Below are 20,029 nucleotides of genomic sequence, written 5' to 3' on the forward strand. Positions count from 1 at the left end.
CCCCTTAACGTATTTGTTCCCTTTCATTCGTTCGAGTGCGTCCGGTACGCTTAATAAAGCTTCTTAAGTTCGCTTGACGTTCTTTTATTCTGTCGTCAGCTTCTACAATTCCTATATCATCATCAAGTTCAATCATCATAACCATTTCACGCTTTGCTTTTCTGATTTCCCTTTCTAGATAACGTTGTTTTTGACTTTCCTCATACATACGATCATTCTTCTCACTACTTACGGGGTTATATGTTTTCTTTGTACCTTCAAAGTACGGATACTTCACATGACCGCAATGTACGCCAAATAAGCCAGCAGGATGTCCCATACTGGTATCACCTAACGCCGGATATTTTGGATGATTTCCAGAACGAGAAAATATTCGTCCTTGATATGGAGCACATAAAGGTCTGGCTCCATCATGCGAACTGACTTCAACAAGATCCACATCGTACTCATCCATTCGAGTATCTTGCATATCATTGGCAACATTATTGCTTGTTGAACGCATCACCATGCTTACATAGGCTTCTGTTGACCACTCTCTACCCTTTTTATCTACTAAAGCAGGTACACCCTTGTTTGCAAGTTCTTTGATAGACTCTCTTAATGCTTGTTGCGGAGTAGAAACACCTGCCAGCACCTTTCCAGTAGTATCGTTGATAACATCGAGGTACTTTTGCCTTGAGAGGTCTAATATGGTTGTATTCGTAAGATTAAGCGTATTTTTCGCTTGCCTCTGATATCCAACCAATACATTTTTTAAGGATTCACTACCTTTCGCACTTTCTGGTGGCATCAACAGCTTGCCTTTTTTAGCACCTTCGAACATGTCGCCCTCTATTTCATCAACTGCGCTATATCCTGCATTGGATAACATCTTTTCTACTTCTTGCATGGTTTTACCAGAACGGGAAGAAATAATTTCTATATGCTCTTTGTTGATAGCATCTAACTCACTTAATCTACTTAGTTGCCACGATTCTACTAATTGCGTATTTCCATTCTTTTCTATATCAATAAGAATGCTATTATCTCTCGCAATTTTCTTGGCAATATTCTTTAATATCTGATCTTCAATAGACAAATAAACATCCGTTACGGGCTTAGTAAGGTTTTGTGATACCCATTTCTCCATTAGTCATCATCCGAACCTGTACCGAAGAAATCAACATCACTAGCATTAGCGCTTTGATTTTCTTCATTGATTTCATCCATCCATGCCTGTGCTTCGTCTTCATTTAGACCATATATACGCATAATTGCTCTTTTTCTTGGGAGTAAATTATTAGATACCTCTTGAATTGTTCGAGCAAGTTCTGCAGCGTTATCCTCGATGACAGAATCATCAAAAGTAACCGTAATATCAATCTCTTGATTGCCATTAAAGATGTTATAGACCTTGGCAATAGCGATAATCGATTCTATTACATCTTGTAAACCGCCTTCGATAATCGTTTCATGAGACTTTTTAGACTTAAATGTTTTACTGTTTTCGCTCATTACTTCCGTTGCAGTCTTCACACTCTGTCCATCAAAAGAAAATGTGCCTAAAGAAAAGCCGGTTTGTGTAGCATAGAGATTTAATAAAGCATTAATACCTGCGATATGTTCATCAATTCGAAGAGTCACATTAATATCTTTTATGCCTTCTTCATCATCTTTGAATTTCATTGCTTCGTAAGTCTCGTCGGTGTCATCAAAATAACGGTGGATCTCTTGTGTTTTTGGGTCTACAACAGTTTTAACCATGTGAGCAGGAACAATAATCCGTTTCTTTCCTAACCTAAACTCTCTATGAAAACTATCAAAAGCAGTATCGATGGCTTTTAATGTATCTAAAGCATTCGCAAATATGGAGATTCCCATCGGTGACTGTAAATCAATATTATTAGCAGTATTCGGCTTGAAATAAGTGAATAAAGGCTTTTTCAAGTTGTTAAAGCGATATTGCTCTTTCATATCTGGGAAGATGATCTCTAATGAAACACGTACACCTAACTCCGTACCGTTTGATTCATATAATTCATGATCAACAACGTATTGATTAGCCTTCTTATCCCATGTATGCCATTCTAAGTGCGTGTATTTCTTATCGCCCTTATGGTACTCTCCAATGAAAACACCTTCTGTAATCGTGTCATTATGCCAAGCAATCGGGATAAAACTATCTGCAGTAACAAAAGAGAGCATAATCTTACCTTCTTTCACGAATGGCTTAATGACCATACCGCCTAAGGCAAAGTTATACTCTAAGTGATCTTGAAATTTTTTATTAAATTTATTTTGCTTGAACACTTCTTCCACAAATTCTGAGGTGCGGTTCTCCCCGTCTCCAATACTGATACTGCATTTCTCATTAAATACCAGACTAGCCATTTCTGCAGCAGCAGTTTTTGCCATCATCAACGTGTCTTTCTTACGATGCCTTTTTCCAGATATCGTATGCTCGTAAATATCATGCCAATCTGGGTAATATCCCTTGTACAATGCTTGCCATATCGACATTTTGTTATACATATTCTGGTTGATATTGATGTGTTTGTGGTTTTGTATCTTGTCTATGCCTTTAATTAACCCCATTCGATACAAGCCTCCTTTCACTGCATCTATAATTCGTTTTAACATTAATTCACCACCTACAATACATAGTTGTGATAAAAGTGATTGTTCGCATATCGTGCTTCGTCCATAGCATGGTTGTAATCATCAATTGGCTTTCCATTGTCGTCTCGGACATACATTCCAATTTCTTTAATAAAGTTGTAATGATCATATTCATCATTTTCAACCAAGAAAAATTGATCATTGGTCATGGAGTTTTGAAGTCGCTCTATACCTACCTCAATTCCCCCGCCTTGTTTCTTAGCGTCCGATGCGTTGTTATCTGCCCTAGATGTATCAATATGGATATCATGTAGTTCCTCTCGCAACGATTTACAAGCAGGGTCAACGAACATGTCAGAAAAGCGCATCTCATATTTATTGGTACACCATTGGACGAATTTCTTTATTTCTTTCGCATATTTGCTCATTGATTTAACTTGTCCCGTCTCTGCACCAGAATGATAGTAATTTGCGACCCTATTTAAGCGAAACTTCCCATCATAAAGTGTAACTATATTACAACTGCAGGAAGTCGCATCCGATTGACCACCATCAGCAACAAAAAACATTTCATAAGGTTCACCAAGTAATGTAGCTTTTTCATGTTCGGAAGGCTTGAACATCGAATATATAACGCCTTCTGGTAGTACTCGTTTACCGAACCAATCACGATCTAAAAGATACGGATTTTTTTGAAGTGTTTCTTTTATCTCTTGCTTACGTTCTTCGCTAATAATAGGATTATCTTCAATTGTCCAATGCGTCCATCTCGTGTTTTGGACCTCAAAAACATCTTTAATAACTGGATGATTCGGTGCAGGTGGATTGAGATCAGCAATATGAAACCTGTCTTGTGCTGCCATTGTTCGTCGAAAACATTCTTGTATAAACGACATATGAAGTAAATTAATCTCTCCAAACGCTACAGATCCCAACGACATACCAGTTATAGCACCGACACTATTTGCCTTTGCGCCACCTTTGTAATAAATCTTTTTAATACCATTGGGTGTGTGGATTTCTAGATGATCTCCATGTTCATCGTGCTTAATTTGAGCTAGATTACCAAATATGTGCATTAATCCTGTTCCGTCACCATCTATAAAGAGCCTAAATGCTTGCTCTTGGTTATACGCACTTACTAAATGGTTCGTATCTCGTGAAAATGTATAAAGGTAAGCCAAACGAAAATGCACCCCTGTTGTTTTCCCAGAACGTGGCGTTCCCTCCTGTACCTCTAATCCAACATCAAAAGGGGCTGTAACTAACTTCTTTTGTTTGGGAGAAAGTGTTATCTTTTTATTCATTTTTCGTCACCGTATCAATAAGCGTATCCAATAAACTGGTATCTTTCTTCTGTCCTTTAAGAAGTTTCGTACGTTCTTCAATAAACTCCGTCTCTTTCTTCGTCTTATCAATTACTGTTTCCATTCGTTCCACTTCTAACAGACGTTTATCGTTATGTTCAGCTAACTCATAGAATTGTTTAAGCATACTTCTTAATTCACCCATAGCACGACTTTGAGAATTTAAAAAAGTCGCCTGTTTATCCCAAGCGAACTGTAATTCGTATTCCTCTTCAATTGGAACTTGCTTAACTTCATCTTCCATTTGAATAACTTCAAATTTCGATTTCTTTAATTCTTTAGTTAAGTCTTGTTGATTCTTAACATGCATAATCTGTTGAGCTCGCATAATTGAAGCAAACTGCATTTGTATGTTCATCCATAATATTTCTAGTGGAGAAACATCATTCATTCCATTCACTATTTCCATAGTTTCATCAGGTAGGTATTTAGCAAATAGACCATGCGTGACTGCATTACTGTTTCCTTTAGGGGCAGAACCACCTTTATTCCCAATTGCATTCTTACTACCTTTAGGAGCACCTTTCTTTTTTGTGTGCACACTTTTTGTTTTGGGTGCACCCTTTTTTCGTGTCCACCCATAACGTTGTTTCCATGATTTTACGGTATTAATGGTAACACCATGTTTCTCTGCTATCTCTTTATACTTCAAACCTTTAACGTAATCTTTCTCGGCAAGTTTATGCTTCTCAGCCACTACATCATCACCCACCCCCAAAATATAATTAAGTTTGTTTTGTAAAATTCTTAAAATAAAAAAAGGAATTTATAGTTTATTGTCGAAATAGACTATATAGGGAAATTTAACTACTAATTTTCTAAATCAGGATATTTCAAATACTATAGTATTATCTTTTCTTATTATAATATTATTTACACAATACTTTTCACCTTTAATTTTCACAATACTTCCAACAGAAATCATATTCTCATAACAGAATACTTTTTCCATTTTGTCTTCAAAAAATAAAAATGACCTTAGAAAAAATAAACATTTCAATCTTATTCACCTACTTTGAAAGGAGATTTAATATGAAGATTAAGAAAAAGGAATACTTAAATGAATTGTTACTATTTCACCCTTATCTAAAAAAGAAAGATGTAAATTCAAAATTACAGTTTATTAGTAAGTATCCTGATTTCAATAAGATTTATACAGAAATCAGGGAAAATAATAAAAACGCAAACACATCAACAATAATTGCAAAAACACTTCAAAGAGGAATAGACGACTCCTCACTTACAATTAAAGATATTGATGAATTACTTTTTCTTTTAATTGAAGATTCTTTGTTTAATTCATTCTTGTATAAACTAGATAATGAAGAATTATCTTCACTTGAAAATAATGGAAAAAATAAATTATTCAAAGATTGGAAGCTACCTAACAATAATGAAATACTGAGCAACCTAAATTTACAAAATCAAACTTCAGATTTTGTAATTTGCGGTTATAGAGAACAAACTAATGAAAAAAGAATTGAGTCTCTACGAATTTTATTACTTGACACAAATAATGTTAAGATTTATGAGTCTGAACAAACTTATAAAGATACTGCTTTTCCAACAATAGTTGAAATTGATTTCTTAAGGAATCTATTACACATTAGGTTAAAAGATGTTGATAATATAATCAACAATGAAGAGAAAATCAGTACGATGTCGGGAAGAATTTTAAACACATTAAATTTCATTGATAGTTTTAAACCAAACATAACATATAGCAAATTTAATAAATTCAGAGAGTCCCTATTTAAGTTAGAAGAGAATCTACTTCATAAAAAGAGAAATTCTGCTTACAAAAAGTTAGAAACTTTCAACAAAGAAATTGTTCAGTTTTCAAAGGAAGTTGAAGAAAAGTTCTCCCCACCTACAAACTCAGAAATTAATACAAAAGAGTATATCTCAAATGGCGTACTATCAGTAATCGCTACCACTTTAAGTAATAATGAAATAGGAGATATTGTAGGTATCAAGTTTAGAAATAATAACGAAAATGATTCAGATAAAAAATATGCAGAAATAACAATAAATGATAAGGGCTTTAAATGCATATCAACAAATAACCTTTACTGGTTAAATTTACCTGTATTATTAAACCGAAAGAAAATAGAATTTTTAAAGGTATCTAAGAATCTCGCGAATGGTATAGTTATAGCCAACCTTGAATTTGTTAATGAAACTGCTAATGTTAGGATTTTACAAAAATCTAGTCATGACAACCCTGGTAAAAAAGCTACCCAAGAAAAGTATGATGATTTTATTAATTATCTGAATCCATTTTTATAAACTTAAAAGGGTCATTACTTTGTTAATGATCCTTCTCTTTCATCCTCAATGTGGTTTCATACGGCATTTGTATGGCATAATACTTTCCTTTCTATTTTCTTTTTAGCTCTTTGAATGAATGACTGCACCGAGGACTTCTTAATACCTAGTATTTCCGAAACTTGACTCATGCTATGACCATTAGCCATATGAAGCAAATAACATTGTCTTTCTCGATGCGATAATTCAATCAAAATATCATAGAGATCTTGCTTTTCTCTTTCGCTTAGTGTTCGTTCTTCTGGTTCAATATCCAAAGAAGGAAATAACTCCATATCATAGAGCACACGCTTTTGATACGCAGAACGCTTATCTACTCCCCTCAAGTTTCCGGGTCTTCTTCCAGTACGCATCCAATCCATTGCATAACTCATATCAGTAATCATGCTATTAATCTGTCTTTTATCCTCTTTATCCTTTGGATTTTCATCTGGATTAAGTTGATCAGACATGCTTTTAAGTCCTTTTCGACCTTCCTCATATTCAATTAATAATTGATCTGCCCAGTTTTCTATTTGCTTGCTATTCATCAATACCGACCCCTCTTCAATAAATTAAAAAGGACACCAATTGACGATTTAACGTCAATCAGTGTCCTCCAGTTTGCTGGTAGAACTACTTATTTATGTCTAGTTTCAGAAATCGCAACATCTATAATTTGCACTATAAATGACAATCGATTTTTTTTACGAGTAAAAATATGCCAAACATACATACAATATATTAGAAATATAATAAAGTATGTTATGTAATCTATGATAGTTATAATATGTTCTGTTTTTATTTCTGTATCAGTTGAAGTTATAAAACCATTAAGGGTAGGTAATATATCTTTAGTACCAACCCAATAATTTACTAAAGCTGTAATAATTATTATGGGTATTGTGAACACCACAGAATTCATTAATCTGTCGAATACATTATTTGATAATTGTTTTTCTATATATGCTTTCAATAATTTCATATTATTCACATTACCGGAACAAACATTCTTAATTTTATTTTCTACCTTTTTCAAATCTTTAACAATGTATCCAGTTCTTTTATCCCCAAGTAAATTATAAAAAAAAGATTGATCCACTTCTACGTCTTCTAACCATCTATATAATGTTTGACTACTAAATTGTTTATTATGCCTCTTAAATTGTCTTTCTTCTTGCCAATAATAGAACCTTAATGTTAATTTCATTATTTCACGCACTAAATAAATAATAAAAATTGTAGAACAGATTCTTGTTATTATTTCGTATGGTATATAATCATTTAAATAAATTATTGATATAAATAGTGCAATTACAAAGATAAAGATAAATATAAGAACTTTACTTAATGTTTCTAAAAAATAAAGTGATAAAGATAATATTAACGCTACGGTTAATTTAGAAATACTTAAAATCGTATTTTTTAAATAAATCCAATACGTCAAAAATCGAAAACTCAAAACTCCTCCCCCTCATCAAACTTATCTGTTTCACCCTCCCTTGATGAGTAATTACCTTAGTCTCTCCACGAACGGGTAAATAGGAACATTTCAGCCTGTTTATTATTCTTTAATATCATATTTAAGAAACAATTCTCGAAACTCTATCCAAATCTCATACTTTTTTAATAGTTCTTCTCTATCTTCAAATAGTTTTTTTATCAATTTCTTTTTGGTGTTTTTTTCTGCATGATGAATTGCACTGTGACAATTAGGACATAAAGATACAATATTTCCAACAACATCAATGCTATACTCAAATTCTTCTTGTAAACTCATTGGTATTAAATGATGAGCTTCAACGTAATTTTGTTTAGTAACTTTCGAAATAAACGTGGTGTGTCTTTGATCTATTTCACAGAGATAATTAGCATTTACTAAGGCCTCTTTAGCTATTGAACTATCTCTTTCCCACTTCATAGACTCAGCCTTTGTTTTAGAAGGTCTCTTTTTAGAACCAACAGTTGAACTTGCTGGTTTAGCAAATTGAACATCTTCTTGAAATTTCACATCATCAATCTCATTTTTATATATAATATCGTCTATTGTTTCATCAATAGTTCTTGCACCTATAAACTTTTTAATTTCTTCCAAAGATACTAGTAGTTGTTTTAAGTCTTTTATAAATTCGTCCTTTGAAAAGTTAACTTCTTTATCATAATATTTTGCGCAGATATTTGCTGCAGCATAATTTTTAGCATTATCCGTATTCGCTACTAACGTTACTTCTTCTTGTGTAAAACCATACTCTTGAGGAATTGTAATATTTGAACCAATATACTTGGCAACATGCTTCATCTTTAACCTAGGGTTTTCATTTTTAAACTTATTCTTTAAATATGTTGTACCTTGATTTAGAGATAAGTAAAAACCTTTCATGTCTTTTCTAAATGCAATAACAACATAGAATCCTTTTTGAGCAGAAATAGAAAGGTCTTTATCAAATACAGCTAACCACGGGGTCTCAGTATAATTCCCCTGACCAAAAGAACCTTTATAAATATAATTATCATTTTCAATTAATTCTCTTTGAATTGCTTCAGGAAGTACTTTCGTAATTAGCTTTTTTATATTTTCATCTAAAGAACTTTCCGTGCTGGTATATTGATTTAGCCTAAATTCGTTATAATTATCGAGAATAAATCTAAGTTCCTTAATCAAAACTCTTCCCCCTCATCAAACTTAATCCTTTTCACCCTCCCTTGATGAGTAATTACCTTAGTCTCTCCGTGGTCGGGTAAGTAGGATAACTTTGCTTCACCATTTGAATACACAAGTACAAATGGCCTATCCTTATTTTCTATATCGACATTTAATTTACCTTGTTTAAAAGGAATTTGTTTTAATCTCATGTTAGCCCTCCTAAGATAATTACTCATTGATAAATTTGAATTACTTCACTGCTTGATTTAATGCTTGTATATTCGTCCATTCTAGAGTGTATAGTGAAGATACTTCTTCTAGCTTTCTTCCATCACTAGTGTAATAGATTCCTAGTTTATGCATATCTCTGATCAGTTTTTGTTTTCTTCTTTCTACTTCTGTTTCATTTTCTAGTTGAGCCATTGTTTCACTCCTTGCCTATTAATAAATTGTTTCCTACACGTATTACTTCTTCACATTCGCTTTCTAAATGGTCGAGACAATCATTCATTGTGTAACTATTGTAGTAACCATCTAAACGTTTTTGATAACCTCTCAAAACATCCATTACGTTGTATGAGTATCCTCTTTCGTTAATAAATCCCCTTATTTTTCGATGTGATTCATGTTCACCCATATTAGAACTCCTTAATATCCTCTTGCTTAACAAAAACACCGTTATCGTTCTACCGCGACGATCTTTAATTTCGTTGTAAGTATAAGCGACACACTCTCTAATATCTGTGTTCTGTTGCATAGCTAGGATTGTAAGCACGACATACATATCACCGATAGAATCGATTTATTGAGCGGTATCACCCTTATTTAATCCTTGGCATAGCTCCCCGAATTCTTCACCTAATTTATTTAGCTGTTTACTTGAGTCTGCTTGATTTAATTCCCTATCTATTGCCCATCCTTAGATTAGTGTTGTTAGTGTATCTAGATTCATTGTTTAACCTCCAATTGGTTCGTAGTTATTCGAACTACGCAGTAACTTATTACCATTTCTCCCAATTCATTTAACCAATACAGGCACCCATTTTTCCTATTTTAATATGATGTATTTGAAGGAGTGATGAGTATGCCATGGTATCAAAAAATTAGATTTTTGATTAATCAGCCTGTTGGTATTTCATTGACAAACGGACAAGGAACGTCAGGTATTTTGTGTGGTACATCTGACGATAAGCTACTTGTAATCGAATATTTGTATCAATCACAATTCGCTTTAAAGCAATACGATTTTTATATGATTCAGGATGTGAATGGATTTCCATCTTGTCATAGCCAACAACCATTATATTAGTGATACGTCCCTCTTTTAGAGGGATTTTTTGTTTAGCATTTCTCCACACCCCATATTTATATAGCTTTAAACACTTTCCTGTACCCACATTTCTAAATTAACTGTTGCGAAGACATTTTCCTTATTTCCCAAGTCTGGTTTCTCTTAAAATCGCTAATTTAACTTTTAATTCTCTTAATGATTTTCCTTCTGTTTCAAAGAAGCCAAATCGTCTTAACTGACCTATCACATAAGCTTTCATGCTATCCTCGTGTATATCAACCATTTTCACACTATCCCTCCCTTATAATCCGACTGCTGCAAGATAATCTAAAGCAATTCCTCGACCCGATAAGACCCTCGGAAACTCCCCCATATCTTTATAGGGAATACTCTTGCGACCGCCAGTCATAGCTTTATTCCAGTAATCTAATACACTATCAAACGGTACAAAATAGGTTTCGTTTAACTTTGCGAATTCGATTAATACGAAGCATGTACCCCCTTGATCTTGATAGTTCATTAGAAAACGCATTTGATGCTCTTCAATATTGCTAAGAGGAAAACGTGTCGTTTCTCTTGTTGATTTAGTATCGAAAGCAATAGCCTTACCATTTGCTACGCCTACAAAGTCAACAGTGCTCTTTTTTTCGGGATGGGCACTAACAATCTGCTTTCCTCTGCGGATGACCCTCCATGGGGTAGGAACCTTTTGAACTGTTGCCCATTTCTTTAACTGGTACTGTCTATTAGATGACTCTATTATTTGTTCGAAAGATTTCCCTCTATTTGCGTGTGAAATCATCCTCTTGTATTCCTCCTATAAGTCGTTAAATTTACTTGGTGCATCTTTATAGAACTTCTTATAGAGCTCTATCTCCTCTTGTGTAGGCATATCTAATTCGTATTCACGTAACTCCGGTTCTTCTGGTGATTCTTTAGGTGCTAATACAAAAATCATTAAAGTTGTGATCAACATAGCGACTATTAAAATTGCACCGTTAAGGACATCCTTTTTCATACGCTTTCCCTCGGCTGTATAAAAATCGGTCGCTTTAAATTCCCTTTCCTTGCTTGATCATATAATCCTATGAATATCTCATCCGCATCTCTATCAAATAGACCTGCAATATCCTCGATACAATAACCCATGTCATGAAGTTGAGTTACTTCTTCAATAGTGCTTTCCGAATATACTCGGTTCATATCTTCTAAGCAGTACACAAGTCCATCTTTTGGCTTTTTTACCTTCATTCGTTTAATTGGTGGCAGTAAGATCATGAACTCCCTCCCGAAGCTTGCAAATATTCCTGCAAGCGTTGTTGTACATCTATCACTGATTCTCCCTGTTTTTCTTCTGGCTCTACTTGTTTTTGCTTATGCTTGTTCTGCTTAAACCAATCAGGAACAACTGCTGCAGATTGTTGCCTCGGATAATATGGCTTCTTGCTTTGCTGATGGGTCCTCTGATTTTGAAATTGAACCTCTTCTGCTTTAGCTTGTTCAACTGTTTTTATATTTTTATGATGCCAAGAATTCAAGATACTTTTTGCATAACCCCAATTTCGCTTATTTCTATCAAGCGACCGCTTCAATGCCTCAATCACTAGATCGTCGCCACAATCTTCTATCCACTGCATCATAGAATCCCTTTCAAATGCACTTGGTTCTCCCGGAAAATTGTTTTGATAAAATTGAATCGCATCTGTAGTAGGAGTAGTAGTATATAATTCTTTAATTCTTAAGTTCTTTAATTCTTGATATTGTTCTCCCTTCGTTCTATCTTCGTTCTCCTTTCGTTCACTATTAGTTCTTACTTCTTCACTTTGGGCGTTCTCCTTAGATTCATTACTATCCTCTAAGTCTTGATATTTCGCATAGTTAAGGATGGTAAATAGTGTTCCTAATTCCGTTTCTTTAACGTTTAGCCTTTCAGCATCAACTAATTTCTGAACGCAACGCTTAATCGTATTAAGTGAATACTTTTTATAACCACGACCTTCTTTATATGAAAGATCATCTGCTAGTTTCCGATAAGAACGAATGTATTGTCCTTTATCTAATGTAATTCCTTTATATTTAAATCCGTCCTTAAAACTGGCTTTACCAATCAAATAAATGAACACACGAAACGTCGTTACATCATGCCATAGATCGGAGTCAAAGATTTCTCGATAAACCTTAAACCAAGTTGTCATTTCCACCACCCCTTATCGATGTATTTCACAGTAAGCTTTTCTATCTTGAACCTTCTTCACCACGTAATTTGGATATCGTTTCATATATTCCAATATGAGCCTCTGTAAGTCTTTTTTATCTTGCGCCTGCTTGAATATCCAAGCAGGCAACAAAACTTTTGTGTGATTATTCATTAGCATTCTCATCACTAAATTGTTCTTGAGCAGCAGTTAATTCATCTTCGGTCAAATTGAGATCAATAACCTCTCCATTTGGTTCTGAAGGGTCTTTTGTTTCTTCTACATATGCTTTCTGCATATCGATAGACAAGATACCCCATTTATTCAACATGTTTCGTACAACGGTCTTCTTTGCCATTGCATCCCAATCATTTTTCCAACCAAAACCAGATTTACTAAACTTATTTTTATGCTTTTCTATTTCTGCTTTACTCCAGTAGACTGTTTTTCGAAATCCATTAATTAATTCAAAGAAACCAGTATAACCAATCACTTTATCCGAGGTTCTTTTTTCAAAATCTAATTCAATCTCTTCTGTTAATCGATTAAAAGACTGGAGCTCCCCTTCATATACCTCAATAACATTTATATTTCTATATTGTCCGCTTCTAAGTGCTAACTGTATATAGCCTTTGTATCCAAGCTGAAAGGTTGCTTGATTACCATAAGGTATAACCCATGCATAACCTAAATTTCTATCAATTGGTAAATCTAGTGTTGCAGCTACCATTGCACTTGAAACAACACTCATTTGATCACATTTTTGTAAATTGGTATCGCCATTTACGAGATTAATAACACTTGCCATAAACTGTGATGCCTTTGAATCTAGCATTTCTTCAAACCGCTTCTTTACACTTTCTGCACCCATTAGTTGTTTGATCGTATAACCTGATGGAGTGTTTTGATTACCCTGTTTACTCGAGAGTTGATTTTTCAAAGAGTCATTTGTTGCCATATTATCCAAGCTCCTTTACATTAAATTTGCGATAATTAGAGGTCTTGAGAACGGAATTATATACATCAGGGTATTTACTCTTTAAAAGCTTGGAGTCCACACTCTTACGCTCAAATTGCTTCCAATCTACTTGATAATTTTGTACAAATCCGCTTTCCGCTTCTTTCAACTCATGTTTAATTTTGTTCTCCGTTTCTTTAGCAACTTTCTGTAATTCTTTAATCTGATTTTTAATAGAAAGCAAATCATCAATTTTTTCTTTATAGTTAGACTCAAGGTCGATAGATTTTCCTTGTTCAACGTTTGCATAACGTTCTTTTAGAAATTTTTCAGCTGCACTTGAACCATCCAAAGCAGGAGGACGATTTCCTTTAACATGGTAATTCCAGAAGTGGATTTCTGCATCAAATATCATTTGAATTAGTTCTTCATCACGTTCAATTTCTTTCCATACAAATTTCTGCCCACCTATAAGAACAGCAATATACGCTTTCGAATAACCTGTTACACCAAGATAATGCTGAACTTGTACAAGATAAGCTTCCGGTATTTCTTCGCTATCCCATTCTTTCGTGAGAAAAGTACTTGCTGTCTTACATTCAAGTAGTGCATCTTCACCAACTACTTTTCGATCAATATTAGCCATCAAGAAAGGATAATCTGTATGCTGAAGCATGAAGTTATTTCTTCTTACTTTCTTTCCTGAACGGATTTCAAATTCTTTCGCTACCATGTCTTCAAGAAGGTCTCCAAAATAAGCAGCTTCACCTGCAGTATCCGTTAAATGTGATTCATCTGTTTTTTCAAGCCATAGTTCAAACGGCGTTTTATATTTATTTAATCCAAGGATGATGGAAGCGTCGCTCCCACCTATTCCTTTGGTACGTTCTAATAGCCATTCTTGCCTACTCATTTCAATTGTGTTTTTAACCATTGCTTCTACCTCCCGATTCCTTTATAATGGAGCCAATTAGAAATTTGCTCATGTTTCCTAAAAGAGTACCCACTGCCATGGGTGCTTTTTTATTGCGCAATTTTATATACTGCTCCATGTTGTTCCAGTACTTCTTTTGCATCATCACTTAACACCTCTACTAAATAAAACTCATCCGCAAAAATCAAAATCTCTTCACCAGTTAGAACTTCATTTCCTAGTCCATCCACCCCATATTCTTCTCTGCGATGACTCGTCTTTAAATAACCCGCTTGTTCCATTTCCTCAATCATTGGATGATCCATGATATACCTCCTAAATTAAAATGATTGTGATTATTGCTATAACAAGTGGCATTGCCATAATGACGTAGAATGCTCTCTCATCCTGTACGGTTGTTTCATCCGGTTCACCTATGAAGAAACTAATCATCCACTTTCTCATACCCAACGTTTTCCTATCTCTTCTCTGCGTTTTTCTTCTGCAAATATTGCTCTTAACAAACTATCTGCTTCTTTCGTAGATTTAATAGAAAAATCGATTCTCTTAATCTCTCTCAATGATCTATTTGCGTTCTCTGAATAAAGTACTGCTCTTTGTAGGTCTCCTGCTTTTAATGCCTTTCCTTCTTGCTCTCTGCAATACTTGTAACAGTATTTTTCGTCTTCTAATTGTTTTAGTAACTCTGCTATTGTCATTTGTCATCCTCCTACATAATCTCTTAATTTTTTTGGTGAAATATGATACGTCCATCTACTGGATAATTTAATAGCAGTACCAATAGGTAAAATATTTCTTTGTAACCCAACCCTTACAAATTGCTCTGATTTCCCAAGAACCTTAGCTGCATCAGATACTTTAACGTTAAGTGTTTCTTGTTCTTGCTTTAGTTCCACTTAAATGACCTCCTATAAATGGTTGATTAATAAGAAAAACAAAATGATAATACCGATATAAGCTACTCCGTCATCTTTCATATAATCATCCCTCCTAAACTTAGTAAGATGGTTCCTACGCCTGTTCCTGTGTTGACTATATTTGATAAGATCTCAATCGCTACATTAGGGTCTATGTTGAACAGTACAGACATCGCTAAATCGTGCGCTCCTGTTCGATTAACCCATCTGTTAAACTCTGCGATGCGAATTGGTAACTTACCACTTTCCATTCTTGAGATATTACTTCTAGATAGATGCATTTTTGAACCCAACTTTTCTTGACTCCAACCCTTGCGCTTTCTCATCTTTTTAAGCTGTTTTCCTATTTCCTCATCGCTTAATTCTTCCAGTTGTAGTTCACCTTGCTTGTAACCTAGCAATCTATTTCACCCCCTTGTGCATTGTCTGCACATTTGTCATATAGTGCAGGGGTTGCACAGTAACTCTTAGGTTGTGAAGTTATAATGTAATTACAGACCCCTCAGTTGGTTTTCTGTTTGCTTTCATGACCCCTTAGCTTGGTGGATTAAGGGGTTAAATAACTTCTTGAAATTTGTACCTCCTAATAGGAAATTTGTCCTTTTCTGTCGAATTATCTATACAGGAAGGAGGTGTAACATTTGTTAAAAAAATATCTAATATCTTTTCGGGAAGAAGATTTAAACAATGAATCATTAGACAATGCTATAAGAAGTAGAATTGAGCATCTTAGTCCCAAAACATGGTTTCAAATTTTCCCAAACCTTATATTGATTCAATCTGATCTTTCTATAGGTAAGATTCTTGCTGAAATTGAGACTATTTGTCAGAATAAACGTACTGTTATTACAGAAATATCAGATTGTGTAACTAACGAAGAACCACTAAATGATGCGCTAAAAGAATACGGATATTAGGATGAACATCTACGGACGTACTCTTTATATGCATTGATATACTCTTCTTTTGAAACTGGAGGATATTTAAAGCTCATACCAGGGAATAAATATTCAGTTTCTTGATTTGGTGAATCAAAGCTTATCGTCGATTTTTCGGCGATTTGCTTTTCCAGCTTTTTAATTCGCTTTTCTAATTGATCAATGCGTTTTTTCATTTATATAACCTCCTTAATGATATGTTTCGAATCGTTACATTGATAATCAAAAAAAAGAGTCCACTCAAAATCCAAAGAAGATGCTATCTTTTTGGCAACTAATACACTAGGGTTTCTTCTTCCTTGTTCTATCATTGTAAAATAAGATCTTTCAATATCAGATTTTCTAGCAACTTCAAACTGAGTCAGACCTTTTCTTATCCTTTTTTCTTTTAGCCATTGACGCACATTTACACCTCCTGTTTCGTTTCGTTACATTAAATAATAGTATCATTTAGTTACTTTGTCAATAAAAAAAGAATAAAAAGTTTCTATTTGTTACATAATATTTAAAGTAACGTTTTGTTACTATATTATTGTTTTAGGAGGGAGTTAGGTAATGGCCACTTTTCAAAATAGATTAATTGAACTTAGAAAATCCAAAAGAAAAACCCAAGAAGACATTTCGAAAATTATAGGAATAACAAGACCAGCTTACACAGCATATGAGAGAGGGACTAGGACACCTGACTATGAAATCCTTAAGGCGTTAGCTAACTTCTATAATGTTACTATTGATTATCTTTTAGGACATAGCGATCAACCTCACTTAACTGAGGATGAGGCATTTGAAGCTTTTAAAAATGACCCAGACTTAGAGAGATGGTATAAAGAATTACCTAAAAGTAAAGAAGAAGACCTACGTAGACTTAAAAAGATATGGGAAGCTTTTAAAGAAGATGATTAAAAATATACATTTTAGGTGCACATTTTTGTGCACCTTTTTTATGAAAAGATAAACTGACAAAAAACGTTATAAAATTATAGTCAGAAATAACCAAAATTTCTAAGGATTAAACAAATTGCATTGATTTATTACAAATATTACTTTACCATGACATTTGTAACAAAAATTATTTTCTATTTAGAAGGATTTTCATGTTTAAAAAACTTATTATTACCTTTATGATTGTGTTAGTGAGTATTACTACAGTTTTACCAAATGTCAGCGCGGCAACTAAGCAAAATGACGATTTAATAGACTTCGATGACCTAGAAGAAGTTGACTTAACTACAGTAACTAATCTAGATGAAGCATTGGGTAATGTAGGAATTACAAGAGATAATTTGCTAGATAATAATTATAAAGTTATAAGTGAAAACGTTAGTTTTATTAATGCTAAGAATACTGAAAATAACCGTTATTATAATTTTTACTTAGAGGGAAATGAAATTAAGTATTATAGTGTACAGGCAGAGAAAGATAATGGAAACGCTACTTTTGAATTATATGATATGAGTAATATTTTTATATTAAGTTCGGAAGTTGATAAATATGGAAACGTTGTTAAGGAAGAAACTTACATGGATAGACACCCTGAAAATGATGGTATCCAGCTCTTATCATCATCAGGTATTAATAAAGCAGCTTTTAAATGGGCTTGTATTTTTTCTAGTTACATAGCTTGTCTTGCTGTAGCTGCTGCTGCAGGAGCTGCTAGCGCTCTAGTATCCGGACCTTTTGGTGTAGCTGCAGGGTTTGCTGGTGGCAATGCATGTAGATATCTTTTCCAAACGGCGGTAGATAAGTATGGAGGAAAAGATAAAGCTTGTAAAGTGCTTTCGTAACGGCGGTGAGAGGATGTTTTAATTGACTGATATAAAAAGCATTTTTAAAAGAATGGGATGGCTCGATCTAATATTTATAATCCCAATGTTTTTGTTATTTTCATATTTACCTACTTATAATTTTTGGAGTATATTATTAAATGTGATTATTGTAATATTTTTTTCATTCGGTTTGGCAATGGTATTTCATATTATTGTTGATTCTATTAAAAGATAAAAATATTAATGAATTACTGTATAAAATCACAATCGTTCAGATATATCCAAATACTTCTAATACTAACCCTTGTTCCGTATTGGAATAAGGGTTAGTATTATGTATGTTATTAATTAAATAATTCTTAAATAGAAAATCTATAAAGCTCATCTAACGTAAGTGATTTCATGGTTTTTAGGATGCATCACCTAAATTTTTTTAATCAAAAACAGAACATATATTCTCATAAAGTGGGGTCACATCATGCTTACTACTACCAGAATTGAGAAAATTACTCAAAAATTATTGATGAAACTCCAAGTGAATCACCCCGAAGATTTAAACATCGATAGAATCACACAGGGGCTAGGAATCAAGGTTAAATATTGGGAGTTTGAAAGTGAAATTACAAAGAAAAAAGGGAAATATATTATCTTTCTAAATGAAAATTCAAACGAAGTTAAAAAATGGCTAAATTTGATACACGAAGTAGGGCATATCTTTCTACATGTGGGCAGACAAGAAAACTTGCCTTTTGAATTTGTACAACTACAAGAGTGGCAAGCAAACACATTTATGTATTATTTTTGTGTACCTACTTTTATGTTAGAAGATTTAAGAGTAATCACCCCTGATGAGGTGAGTCGTGTGTTTAACGTAGACTATAGCTTTTCTGTAAGAAGGATAGAAATGTATCAAAGTAGAAAAAATGCAGTCATGCAAAAACGAAGAACATTTGCTTATGTTTAAGGAGGTTTTGTTAGATGAGAAATCCAAATGGGTACGGTTCTATATATAAGCTGTCTAGCAACAGAAGAAAACCATTCGCTGTTGTAATTACTACCGGATGGAATGATGAAGGAAAGCAAAGACGAGAGTATCTAGGTTATTATAAAAGCAGAAAAGAGGCTATGGTAGCATTAGCTGATTACAACAATAATCCTTATGATTTATCATCTGGAAAGCTTACATTTAAAGAAGTATATGAAAAGTTTAAGAAAGAAAGGTTCCCTAAAATTTCAAAGTCGAACCAACTTGGCTACGAGATGAGTTTCAAGAGATCAGAGCCTTTACATGAAATGAAATTCAATGATATCAGAAAGGTACACCTGCAGACAGTGATTGATAATTGTGATAAGTCATGGGGCACTAAGAAGAAAATAAAAGTGTTATTTAATCAGATGTATAAACATGCTATGGAAAACGATCTGACGCATAAAGATTACGCTAGGTTTGTCGAGCTCCCAAAAAACGACTCCAAAAGCTCAAGGAAACCATTTACAATGGATGAAATTAATATTCTTTGGGAAAACATCGACCGCTTTGATGATATAGATTCAATTTTGATTATGATATACACCGGATTAAGACCCGGGGAACTTGTCGAAGTACAAAACAAAAAAATAGATTTGGATAAAAGATTTTTCCGAGGTGGATTTAAAACGGAAGCTGGTACGAATAGGTTAATACCTATCCACAAAAAAATTCATAAATTAATTGAAAACCGTATGGACCCTAATCATGAATATTTAATTACAAACTTTGAAGGAAATCAATTGAGCTATTATGTTTATTATCACGAAAAATTTAAAAAGATTATGGAACAGCTAGGCTTAAAGCACAAGCCACACGATTGCAGGCATACATTTGCGACCATGATGGATAATGCAGGAGCTAATAAATTGTCTATTAAACGCATAATGGGGCATGCATCCCAAGATATCACCGATAAAGTCTATACACACAAGGACATCGAGCAGCTACTTATAGCAATTGATATGCTATGAGAAAGGCTGCTTTCTCATCAAAATTAGATTGTATGCTATGTGTATGTTATATGTATGCTATGTGTGAATTTTTCCAGCTTTTTAAACGTCCTTAAACAAAGTAAAAACCCCCA

32 protein-coding genes and 1 pseudogene are annotated in these 20,029 nt (G+C 33.8%); 8 read left to right on the forward strand and 25 right to left on the reverse strand.

From position 1 onward, the window contains the following. Positions 1–4: 4 nt before the first annotated feature. The 4 genes from AQ616_RS17935 to terS are packed head-to-tail and all read right to left on the reverse strand — an operon-like array spanning position 5 to position 4,662. Positions 5–1,129, reverse strand: coding sequence for a phage minor capsid protein (locus AQ616_RS17935; RefSeq protein WP_069686497.1), 1,125 nt, complete (start codon positions 1,127–1,129; stop codon positions 5–7). Further along, complete coding sequence (locus tag AQ616_RS17940) at positions 1,129–2,619, reverse strand: phage portal protein (RefSeq protein WP_069686498.1); 1,491 nt, start codon at positions 2,617–2,619, stop codon at positions 1,129–1,131. Before AQ616_RS17940 ends, AQ616_RS17935 begins: the two co-directional genes overlap by 1 nt. An 11-nt stretch (positions 2,620–2,630) precedes the next feature. Further along, positions 2,631–3,905, reverse strand: coding sequence for a PBSX family phage terminase large subunit (locus tag AQ616_RS17945; protein ID WP_069686499.1), 1,275 nt, complete (start codon positions 3,903–3,905; stop codon positions 2,631–2,633). Next, positions 3,898–4,662, reverse strand: a complete 765-nt coding sequence (gene terS / locus AQ616_RS17950) for a phage terminase small subunit (RefSeq protein WP_069686500.1) — start codon at positions 4,660–4,662, stop codon at positions 3,898–3,900. Before terS ends, AQ616_RS17945 begins: the two co-directional genes overlap by 8 nt. Positions 4,663–4,997: 335 nt before the next feature. Between terS and AQ616_RS17955 the strand changes: the two genes are divergently transcribed. Continuing rightward, entirely contained in the window at positions 4,998–6,254 is a 1,257-nt protein-coding gene (locus AQ616_RS17955) for a hypothetical protein (RefSeq protein WP_069686501.1), read from the forward strand. Positions 6,255–6,310: 56 nt separating this feature from the next. On the opposite strand, the gene AQ616_RS17960 is transcribed toward AQ616_RS17955, so the two are convergent. The 7 genes and pseudogenes from AQ616_RS17960 to AQ616_RS17980 all read right to left on the reverse strand — a co-directional run bounded on the left by AQ616_RS17960 (position 6,311) and on the right by AQ616_RS17980 (position 9,553). After that, on the reverse strand, positions 6,311–6,823 hold the full coding sequence (locus tag AQ616_RS17960; protein ID WP_069686502.1) for a sigma factor-like helix-turn-helix DNA-binding protein: 513 nt from the start codon (positions 6,821–6,823) through the stop codon (positions 6,311–6,313). Between the two features lie 89 nt (positions 6,824–6,912). After that, positions 6,913–7,734, reverse strand: a complete 822-nt coding sequence (locus AQ616_RS17965) for a hypothetical protein (protein ID WP_069686503.1) — start codon at positions 7,732–7,734, stop codon at positions 6,913–6,915. Further along, a pseudogene (locus AQ616_RS20230) lies at positions 7,731–7,825 on the reverse strand (XtrA/YqaO family protein); the annotation flags it as partial. The gene AQ616_RS17965 and the pseudogene AQ616_RS20230, both read right to left, overlap by 4 nt. 11 nt (positions 7,826–7,836) lie before the next feature. Further along, complete coding sequence (locus AQ616_RS17970) at positions 7,837–8,934, reverse strand: MrcB family domain-containing protein (protein ID WP_069686504.1); 1,098 nt, start codon at positions 8,932–8,934, stop codon at positions 7,837–7,839. Further along, complete coding sequence (locus AQ616_RS17975; protein WP_069686505.1) at positions 8,931–9,125, reverse strand: XtrA/YqaO family protein; 195 nt, start codon at positions 9,123–9,125, stop codon at positions 8,931–8,933. Before AQ616_RS17975 ends, AQ616_RS17970 begins: the two co-directional genes overlap by 4 nt. A gap of 40 nt (positions 9,126–9,165) precedes the next feature. Next, a complete protein-coding gene (locus AQ616_RS19720) occupies positions 9,166–9,339 on the reverse strand; it encodes a hypothetical protein (protein ID WP_168156666.1) in 174 nt (57 codons plus the stop codon). 4 nt (positions 9,340–9,343) lie between these two features. After that, positions 9,344–9,553, reverse strand: a complete 210-nt coding sequence (locus AQ616_RS17980) for a hypothetical protein (protein WP_069686506.1) — start codon at positions 9,551–9,553, stop codon at positions 9,344–9,346. 447 nt (positions 9,554–10,000) lie between these two features. Here AQ616_RS17980 and AQ616_RS17985 point away from each other — a divergent pair, with 447 nt between their 5' ends. Further along, a complete protein-coding gene (locus tag AQ616_RS17985; protein WP_069686507.1) occupies positions 10,001–10,225 on the forward strand; it encodes a hypothetical protein in 225 nt (74 codons plus the stop codon). Positions 10,226–10,346: 121 nt separating this feature from the next. Here AQ616_RS17985 and AQ616_RS19725 read toward each other — a convergent pair whose 3' ends face one another. The 12 genes from AQ616_RS19725 to AQ616_RS18035 all read right to left on the reverse strand — a co-directional run bounded on the left by AQ616_RS19725 (position 10,347) and on the right by AQ616_RS18035 (position 15,612). Next, positions 10,347–10,496, reverse strand: coding sequence for a hypothetical protein (locus tag AQ616_RS19725; protein WP_168156667.1), 150 nt, complete (start codon positions 10,494–10,496; stop codon positions 10,347–10,349). A 12-nt stretch (positions 10,497–10,508) separates the two neighbouring features. Then, the gene (locus tag AQ616_RS17990; protein ID WP_069686508.1) at positions 10,509–11,009 is read right to left on the reverse strand and encodes a Holliday junction resolvase RecU; all 501 of its coding nucleotides are present in this window, start codon (positions 11,007–11,009) and stop codon (positions 10,509–10,511) included. Positions 11,010–11,024: 15 nt separating this feature from the next. Further along, entirely contained in the window at positions 11,025–11,225 is a 201-nt protein-coding gene (locus tag AQ616_RS17995; RefSeq protein WP_069686509.1) for a hypothetical protein, read from the reverse strand. Continuing rightward, positions 11,222–11,485: a hypothetical protein gene (locus tag AQ616_RS18000; RefSeq protein WP_069686510.1), complete on the reverse strand. Its 264-nt coding sequence runs from the start codon at positions 11,483–11,485 to the stop codon at positions 11,222–11,224. The genes AQ616_RS17995 and AQ616_RS18000 overlap by 4 nt, the downstream gene beginning before the upstream one ends. Further along, on the reverse strand, positions 11,482–12,402 hold the full coding sequence (locus AQ616_RS18005) for a DnaD domain-containing protein (RefSeq protein WP_069686511.1): 921 nt from the start codon (positions 12,400–12,402) through the stop codon (positions 11,482–11,484). The genes AQ616_RS18000 and AQ616_RS18005 overlap by 4 nt, the downstream gene beginning before the upstream one ends. A gap of 166 nt (positions 12,403–12,568) precedes the next feature. Next, positions 12,569–13,360, reverse strand: coding sequence for a recombinase RecT (locus AQ616_RS18010; protein ID WP_069686512.1), 792 nt, complete (start codon positions 13,358–13,360; stop codon positions 12,569–12,571). Position 13,361: 1 nt separating this feature from the next. Then, positions 13,362–14,294, reverse strand: a complete 933-nt coding sequence (locus tag AQ616_RS18015) for a YqaJ viral recombinase family nuclease (RefSeq protein WP_069686513.1) — start codon at positions 14,292–14,294, stop codon at positions 13,362–13,364. An 89-nt stretch (positions 14,295–14,383) separates the two neighbouring features. After that, positions 14,384–14,599 (reverse strand): hypothetical protein, encoded by a 216-nt coding sequence (locus AQ616_RS18020; RefSeq protein ID WP_017795158.1) that lies wholly within the window; start codon positions 14,597–14,599, stop codon positions 14,384–14,386. A 10-nt stretch (positions 14,600–14,609) separates the two neighbouring features. Then, on the reverse strand, positions 14,610–14,738 hold the full coding sequence (locus AQ616_RS20130) for a hypothetical protein (RefSeq protein ID WP_017795157.1): 129 nt from the start codon (positions 14,736–14,738) through the stop codon (positions 14,610–14,612). Then, the gene (locus AQ616_RS18025; protein ID WP_017795156.1) at positions 14,735–14,992 is read right to left on the reverse strand and encodes a hypothetical protein; all 258 of its coding nucleotides are present in this window, start codon (positions 14,990–14,992) and stop codon (positions 14,735–14,737) included. The genes AQ616_RS20130 and AQ616_RS18025 overlap by 4 nt, the downstream gene beginning before the upstream one ends. 3 nt (positions 14,993–14,995) lie before the next feature. Beyond that, the gene (locus AQ616_RS18030; RefSeq protein ID WP_017795155.1) at positions 14,996–15,190 is read right to left on the reverse strand and encodes a hypothetical protein; all 195 of its coding nucleotides are present in this window, start codon (positions 15,188–15,190) and stop codon (positions 14,996–14,998) included. Between the two features lie 77 nt (positions 15,191–15,267). Further along, positions 15,268–15,612, reverse strand: coding sequence for a helix-turn-helix domain-containing protein (locus AQ616_RS18035; protein ID WP_069686514.1), 345 nt, complete (start codon positions 15,610–15,612; stop codon positions 15,268–15,270). A gap of 240 nt (positions 15,613–15,852) precedes the next feature. Between AQ616_RS18035 and AQ616_RS18040 the strand changes: the two genes are divergently transcribed. Then, positions 15,853–16,128, forward strand: a complete 276-nt coding sequence (locus AQ616_RS18040) for a hypothetical protein (protein WP_017795153.1) — start codon at positions 15,853–15,855, stop codon at positions 16,126–16,128. On the opposite strand, the gene AQ616_RS18045 is transcribed toward AQ616_RS18040, so the two are convergent. Together AQ616_RS18045 and AQ616_RS18050 are read right to left on the reverse strand one after the other, a co-directional pair. Beyond that, positions 16,125–16,325, reverse strand: coding sequence for a hypothetical protein (locus tag AQ616_RS18045; RefSeq protein ID WP_017795152.1), 201 nt, complete (start codon positions 16,323–16,325; stop codon positions 16,125–16,127). The two genes, AQ616_RS18040 and AQ616_RS18045, sit on opposite strands and share 4 nt — an antisense overlap. Next, the gene (locus AQ616_RS18050) at positions 16,326–16,553 is read right to left on the reverse strand and encodes a helix-turn-helix transcriptional regulator (RefSeq protein ID WP_017795151.1); all 228 of its coding nucleotides are present in this window, start codon (positions 16,551–16,553) and stop codon (positions 16,326–16,328) included. It lies immediately after the preceding gene. 151 nt (positions 16,554–16,704) lie between these two features. On the opposite strand from AQ616_RS18050, the gene AQ616_RS18055 reads away from it, so the two are divergent. The 5 genes from AQ616_RS18055 to AQ616_RS18075 all read left to right on the forward strand — a co-directional run bounded on the left by AQ616_RS18055 (position 16,705) and on the right by AQ616_RS18075 (position 19,916). Then, positions 16,705–17,052 carry a helix-turn-helix domain-containing protein gene (locus AQ616_RS18055; RefSeq protein ID WP_017795150.1) on the forward strand — a complete coding sequence of 116 codons (348 nt, stop codon included), beginning with the start codon at positions 16,705–16,707 and terminating at the stop codon, positions 17,050–17,052. Positions 17,053–17,243: 191 nt separating this feature from the next. After that, on the forward strand, positions 17,244–17,933 hold the full coding sequence (locus tag AQ616_RS18060; protein WP_069686515.1) for a hypothetical protein: 690 nt from the start codon (positions 17,244–17,246) through the stop codon (positions 17,931–17,933). 22 nt (positions 17,934–17,955) lie between these two features. Further along, on the forward strand, positions 17,956–18,150 hold the full coding sequence (locus AQ616_RS19995; protein WP_017795148.1) for a DUF6007 family protein: 195 nt from the start codon (positions 17,956–17,958) through the stop codon (positions 18,148–18,150). Between the two features lie 243 nt (positions 18,151–18,393). Next, positions 18,394–18,879, forward strand: coding sequence for an ImmA/IrrE family metallo-endopeptidase (locus AQ616_RS18070; protein ID WP_069686516.1), 486 nt, complete (start codon positions 18,394–18,396; stop codon positions 18,877–18,879). A gap of 14 nt (positions 18,880–18,893) precedes the next feature. Then, the gene (locus tag AQ616_RS18075; RefSeq protein WP_069686517.1) at positions 18,894–19,916 is read left to right on the forward strand and encodes a tyrosine-type recombinase/integrase; all 1,023 of its coding nucleotides are present in this window, start codon (positions 18,894–18,896) and stop codon (positions 19,914–19,916) included. The last annotated feature ends 113 nt before the right edge of the window (positions 19,917–20,029 follow it).

The sequence above is a fragment of the Oceanobacillus sp. E9 genome (assembly GCF_001741975.1).
Taxonomy (GTDB): domain Bacteria; phylum Bacillota; class Bacilli; order Bacillales; family Amphibacillaceae; genus Oceanobacillus; species Oceanobacillus kimchii.

Bases quoted from the DNA above. Each gene is read 5' to 3' on its own strand.
- AQ616_RS17935 (WP_069686497.1), bottom strand. From the start codon at position 1,129: ATGGAGAAATGGGTATCACAAAACCTTACTAAGCCCGTAACGGATGTT.
- AQ616_RS17940 (WP_069686498.1), bottom strand. From the start codon at position 2,619: ATGTTAAAACGAATTATAGATGCAGTGAAAGGAGGCTTGTATCGAATG.
- AQ616_RS17945 (WP_069686499.1), bottom strand. From the start codon at position 3,905: ATGAATAAAAAGATAACACTTTCTCCCAAACAAAAGAAGTTAGTTACA.
- AQ616_RS17955 (WP_069686501.1), top strand. From the start codon at position 4,998: ATGAAGATTAAGAAAAAGGAATACTTAAATGAATTGTTACTATTTCAC.
- AQ616_RS17960 (WP_069686502.1), bottom strand. From the start codon at position 6,823: ATGAATAGCAAGCAAATAGAAAACTGGGCAGATCAATTATTAATTGAA.
- AQ616_RS17975 (WP_069686505.1), bottom strand. From the start codon at position 9,125: ATGAGATTAAAACAAATTCCTTTTAAACAAGGTAAATTAAATGTCGAT.
- AQ616_RS19720 (WP_168156666.1), bottom strand. From the start codon at position 9,339: ATGGCTCAACTAGAAAATGAAACAGAAGTAGAAAGAAGAAAACAAAAA.
- AQ616_RS17980 (WP_069686506.1), bottom strand. From the start codon at position 9,553: ATGGGTGAACATGAATCACATCGAAAAATAAGGGGATTTATTAACGAA.
- AQ616_RS17985 (WP_069686507.1), top strand. From the start codon at position 10,001: ATGCCATGGTATCAAAAAATTAGATTTTTGATTAATCAGCCTGTTGGT.
- AQ616_RS17990 (WP_069686508.1), bottom strand. From the start codon at position 11,009: ATGATTTCACACGCAAATAGAGGGAAATCTTTCGAACAAATAATAGAG.
- AQ616_RS17995 (WP_069686509.1), bottom strand. From the start codon at position 11,225: ATGAAAAAGGATGTCCTTAACGGTGCAATTTTAATAGTCGCTATGTTG.
- AQ616_RS18000 (WP_069686510.1), bottom strand. From the start codon at position 11,485: ATGATCTTACTGCCACCAATTAAACGAATGAAGGTAAAAAAGCCAAAA.
- AQ616_RS18005 (WP_069686511.1), bottom strand. From the start codon at position 12,402: ATGACAACTTGGTTTAAGGTTTATCGAGAAATCTTTGACTCCGATCTA.
- AQ616_RS18010 (WP_069686512.1), bottom strand. From the start codon at position 13,360: ATGGCAACAAATGACTCTTTGAAAAATCAACTCTCGAGTAAACAGGGT.
- AQ616_RS18015 (WP_069686513.1), bottom strand. From the start codon at position 14,294: ATGGTTAAAAACACAATTGAAATGAGTAGGCAAGAATGGCTATTAGAA.
- AQ616_RS18020 (WP_017795158.1), bottom strand. From the start codon at position 14,599: ATGGATCATCCAATGATTGAGGAAATGGAACAAGCGGGTTATTTAAAG.
- AQ616_RS20130 (WP_017795157.1), bottom strand. From the start codon at position 14,738: ATGAGAAAGTGGATGATTAGTTTCTTCATAGGTGAACCGGATGAAACA.
- AQ616_RS18025 (WP_017795156.1), bottom strand. From the start codon at position 14,992: ATGACAATAGCAGAGTTACTAAAACAATTAGAAGACGAAAAATACTGT.
- AQ616_RS18045 (WP_017795152.1), bottom strand. From the start codon at position 16,325: ATGAAAAAACGCATTGATCAATTAGAAAAGCGAATTAAAAAGCTGGAA.
- AQ616_RS18055 (WP_017795150.1), top strand. From the start codon at position 16,705: ATGGCCACTTTTCAAAATAGATTAATTGAACTTAGAAAATCCAAAAGA.
- AQ616_RS18060 (WP_069686515.1), top strand. From the start codon at position 17,244: ATGTTTAAAAAACTTATTATTACCTTTATGATTGTGTTAGTGAGTATT.
- AQ616_RS18070 (WP_069686516.1), top strand. From the start codon at position 18,394: ATGCTTACTACTACCAGAATTGAGAAAATTACTCAAAAATTATTGATG.
- AQ616_RS18075 (WP_069686517.1), top strand. From the start codon at position 18,894: ATGAGAAATCCAAATGGGTACGGTTCTATATATAAGCTGTCTAGCAAC.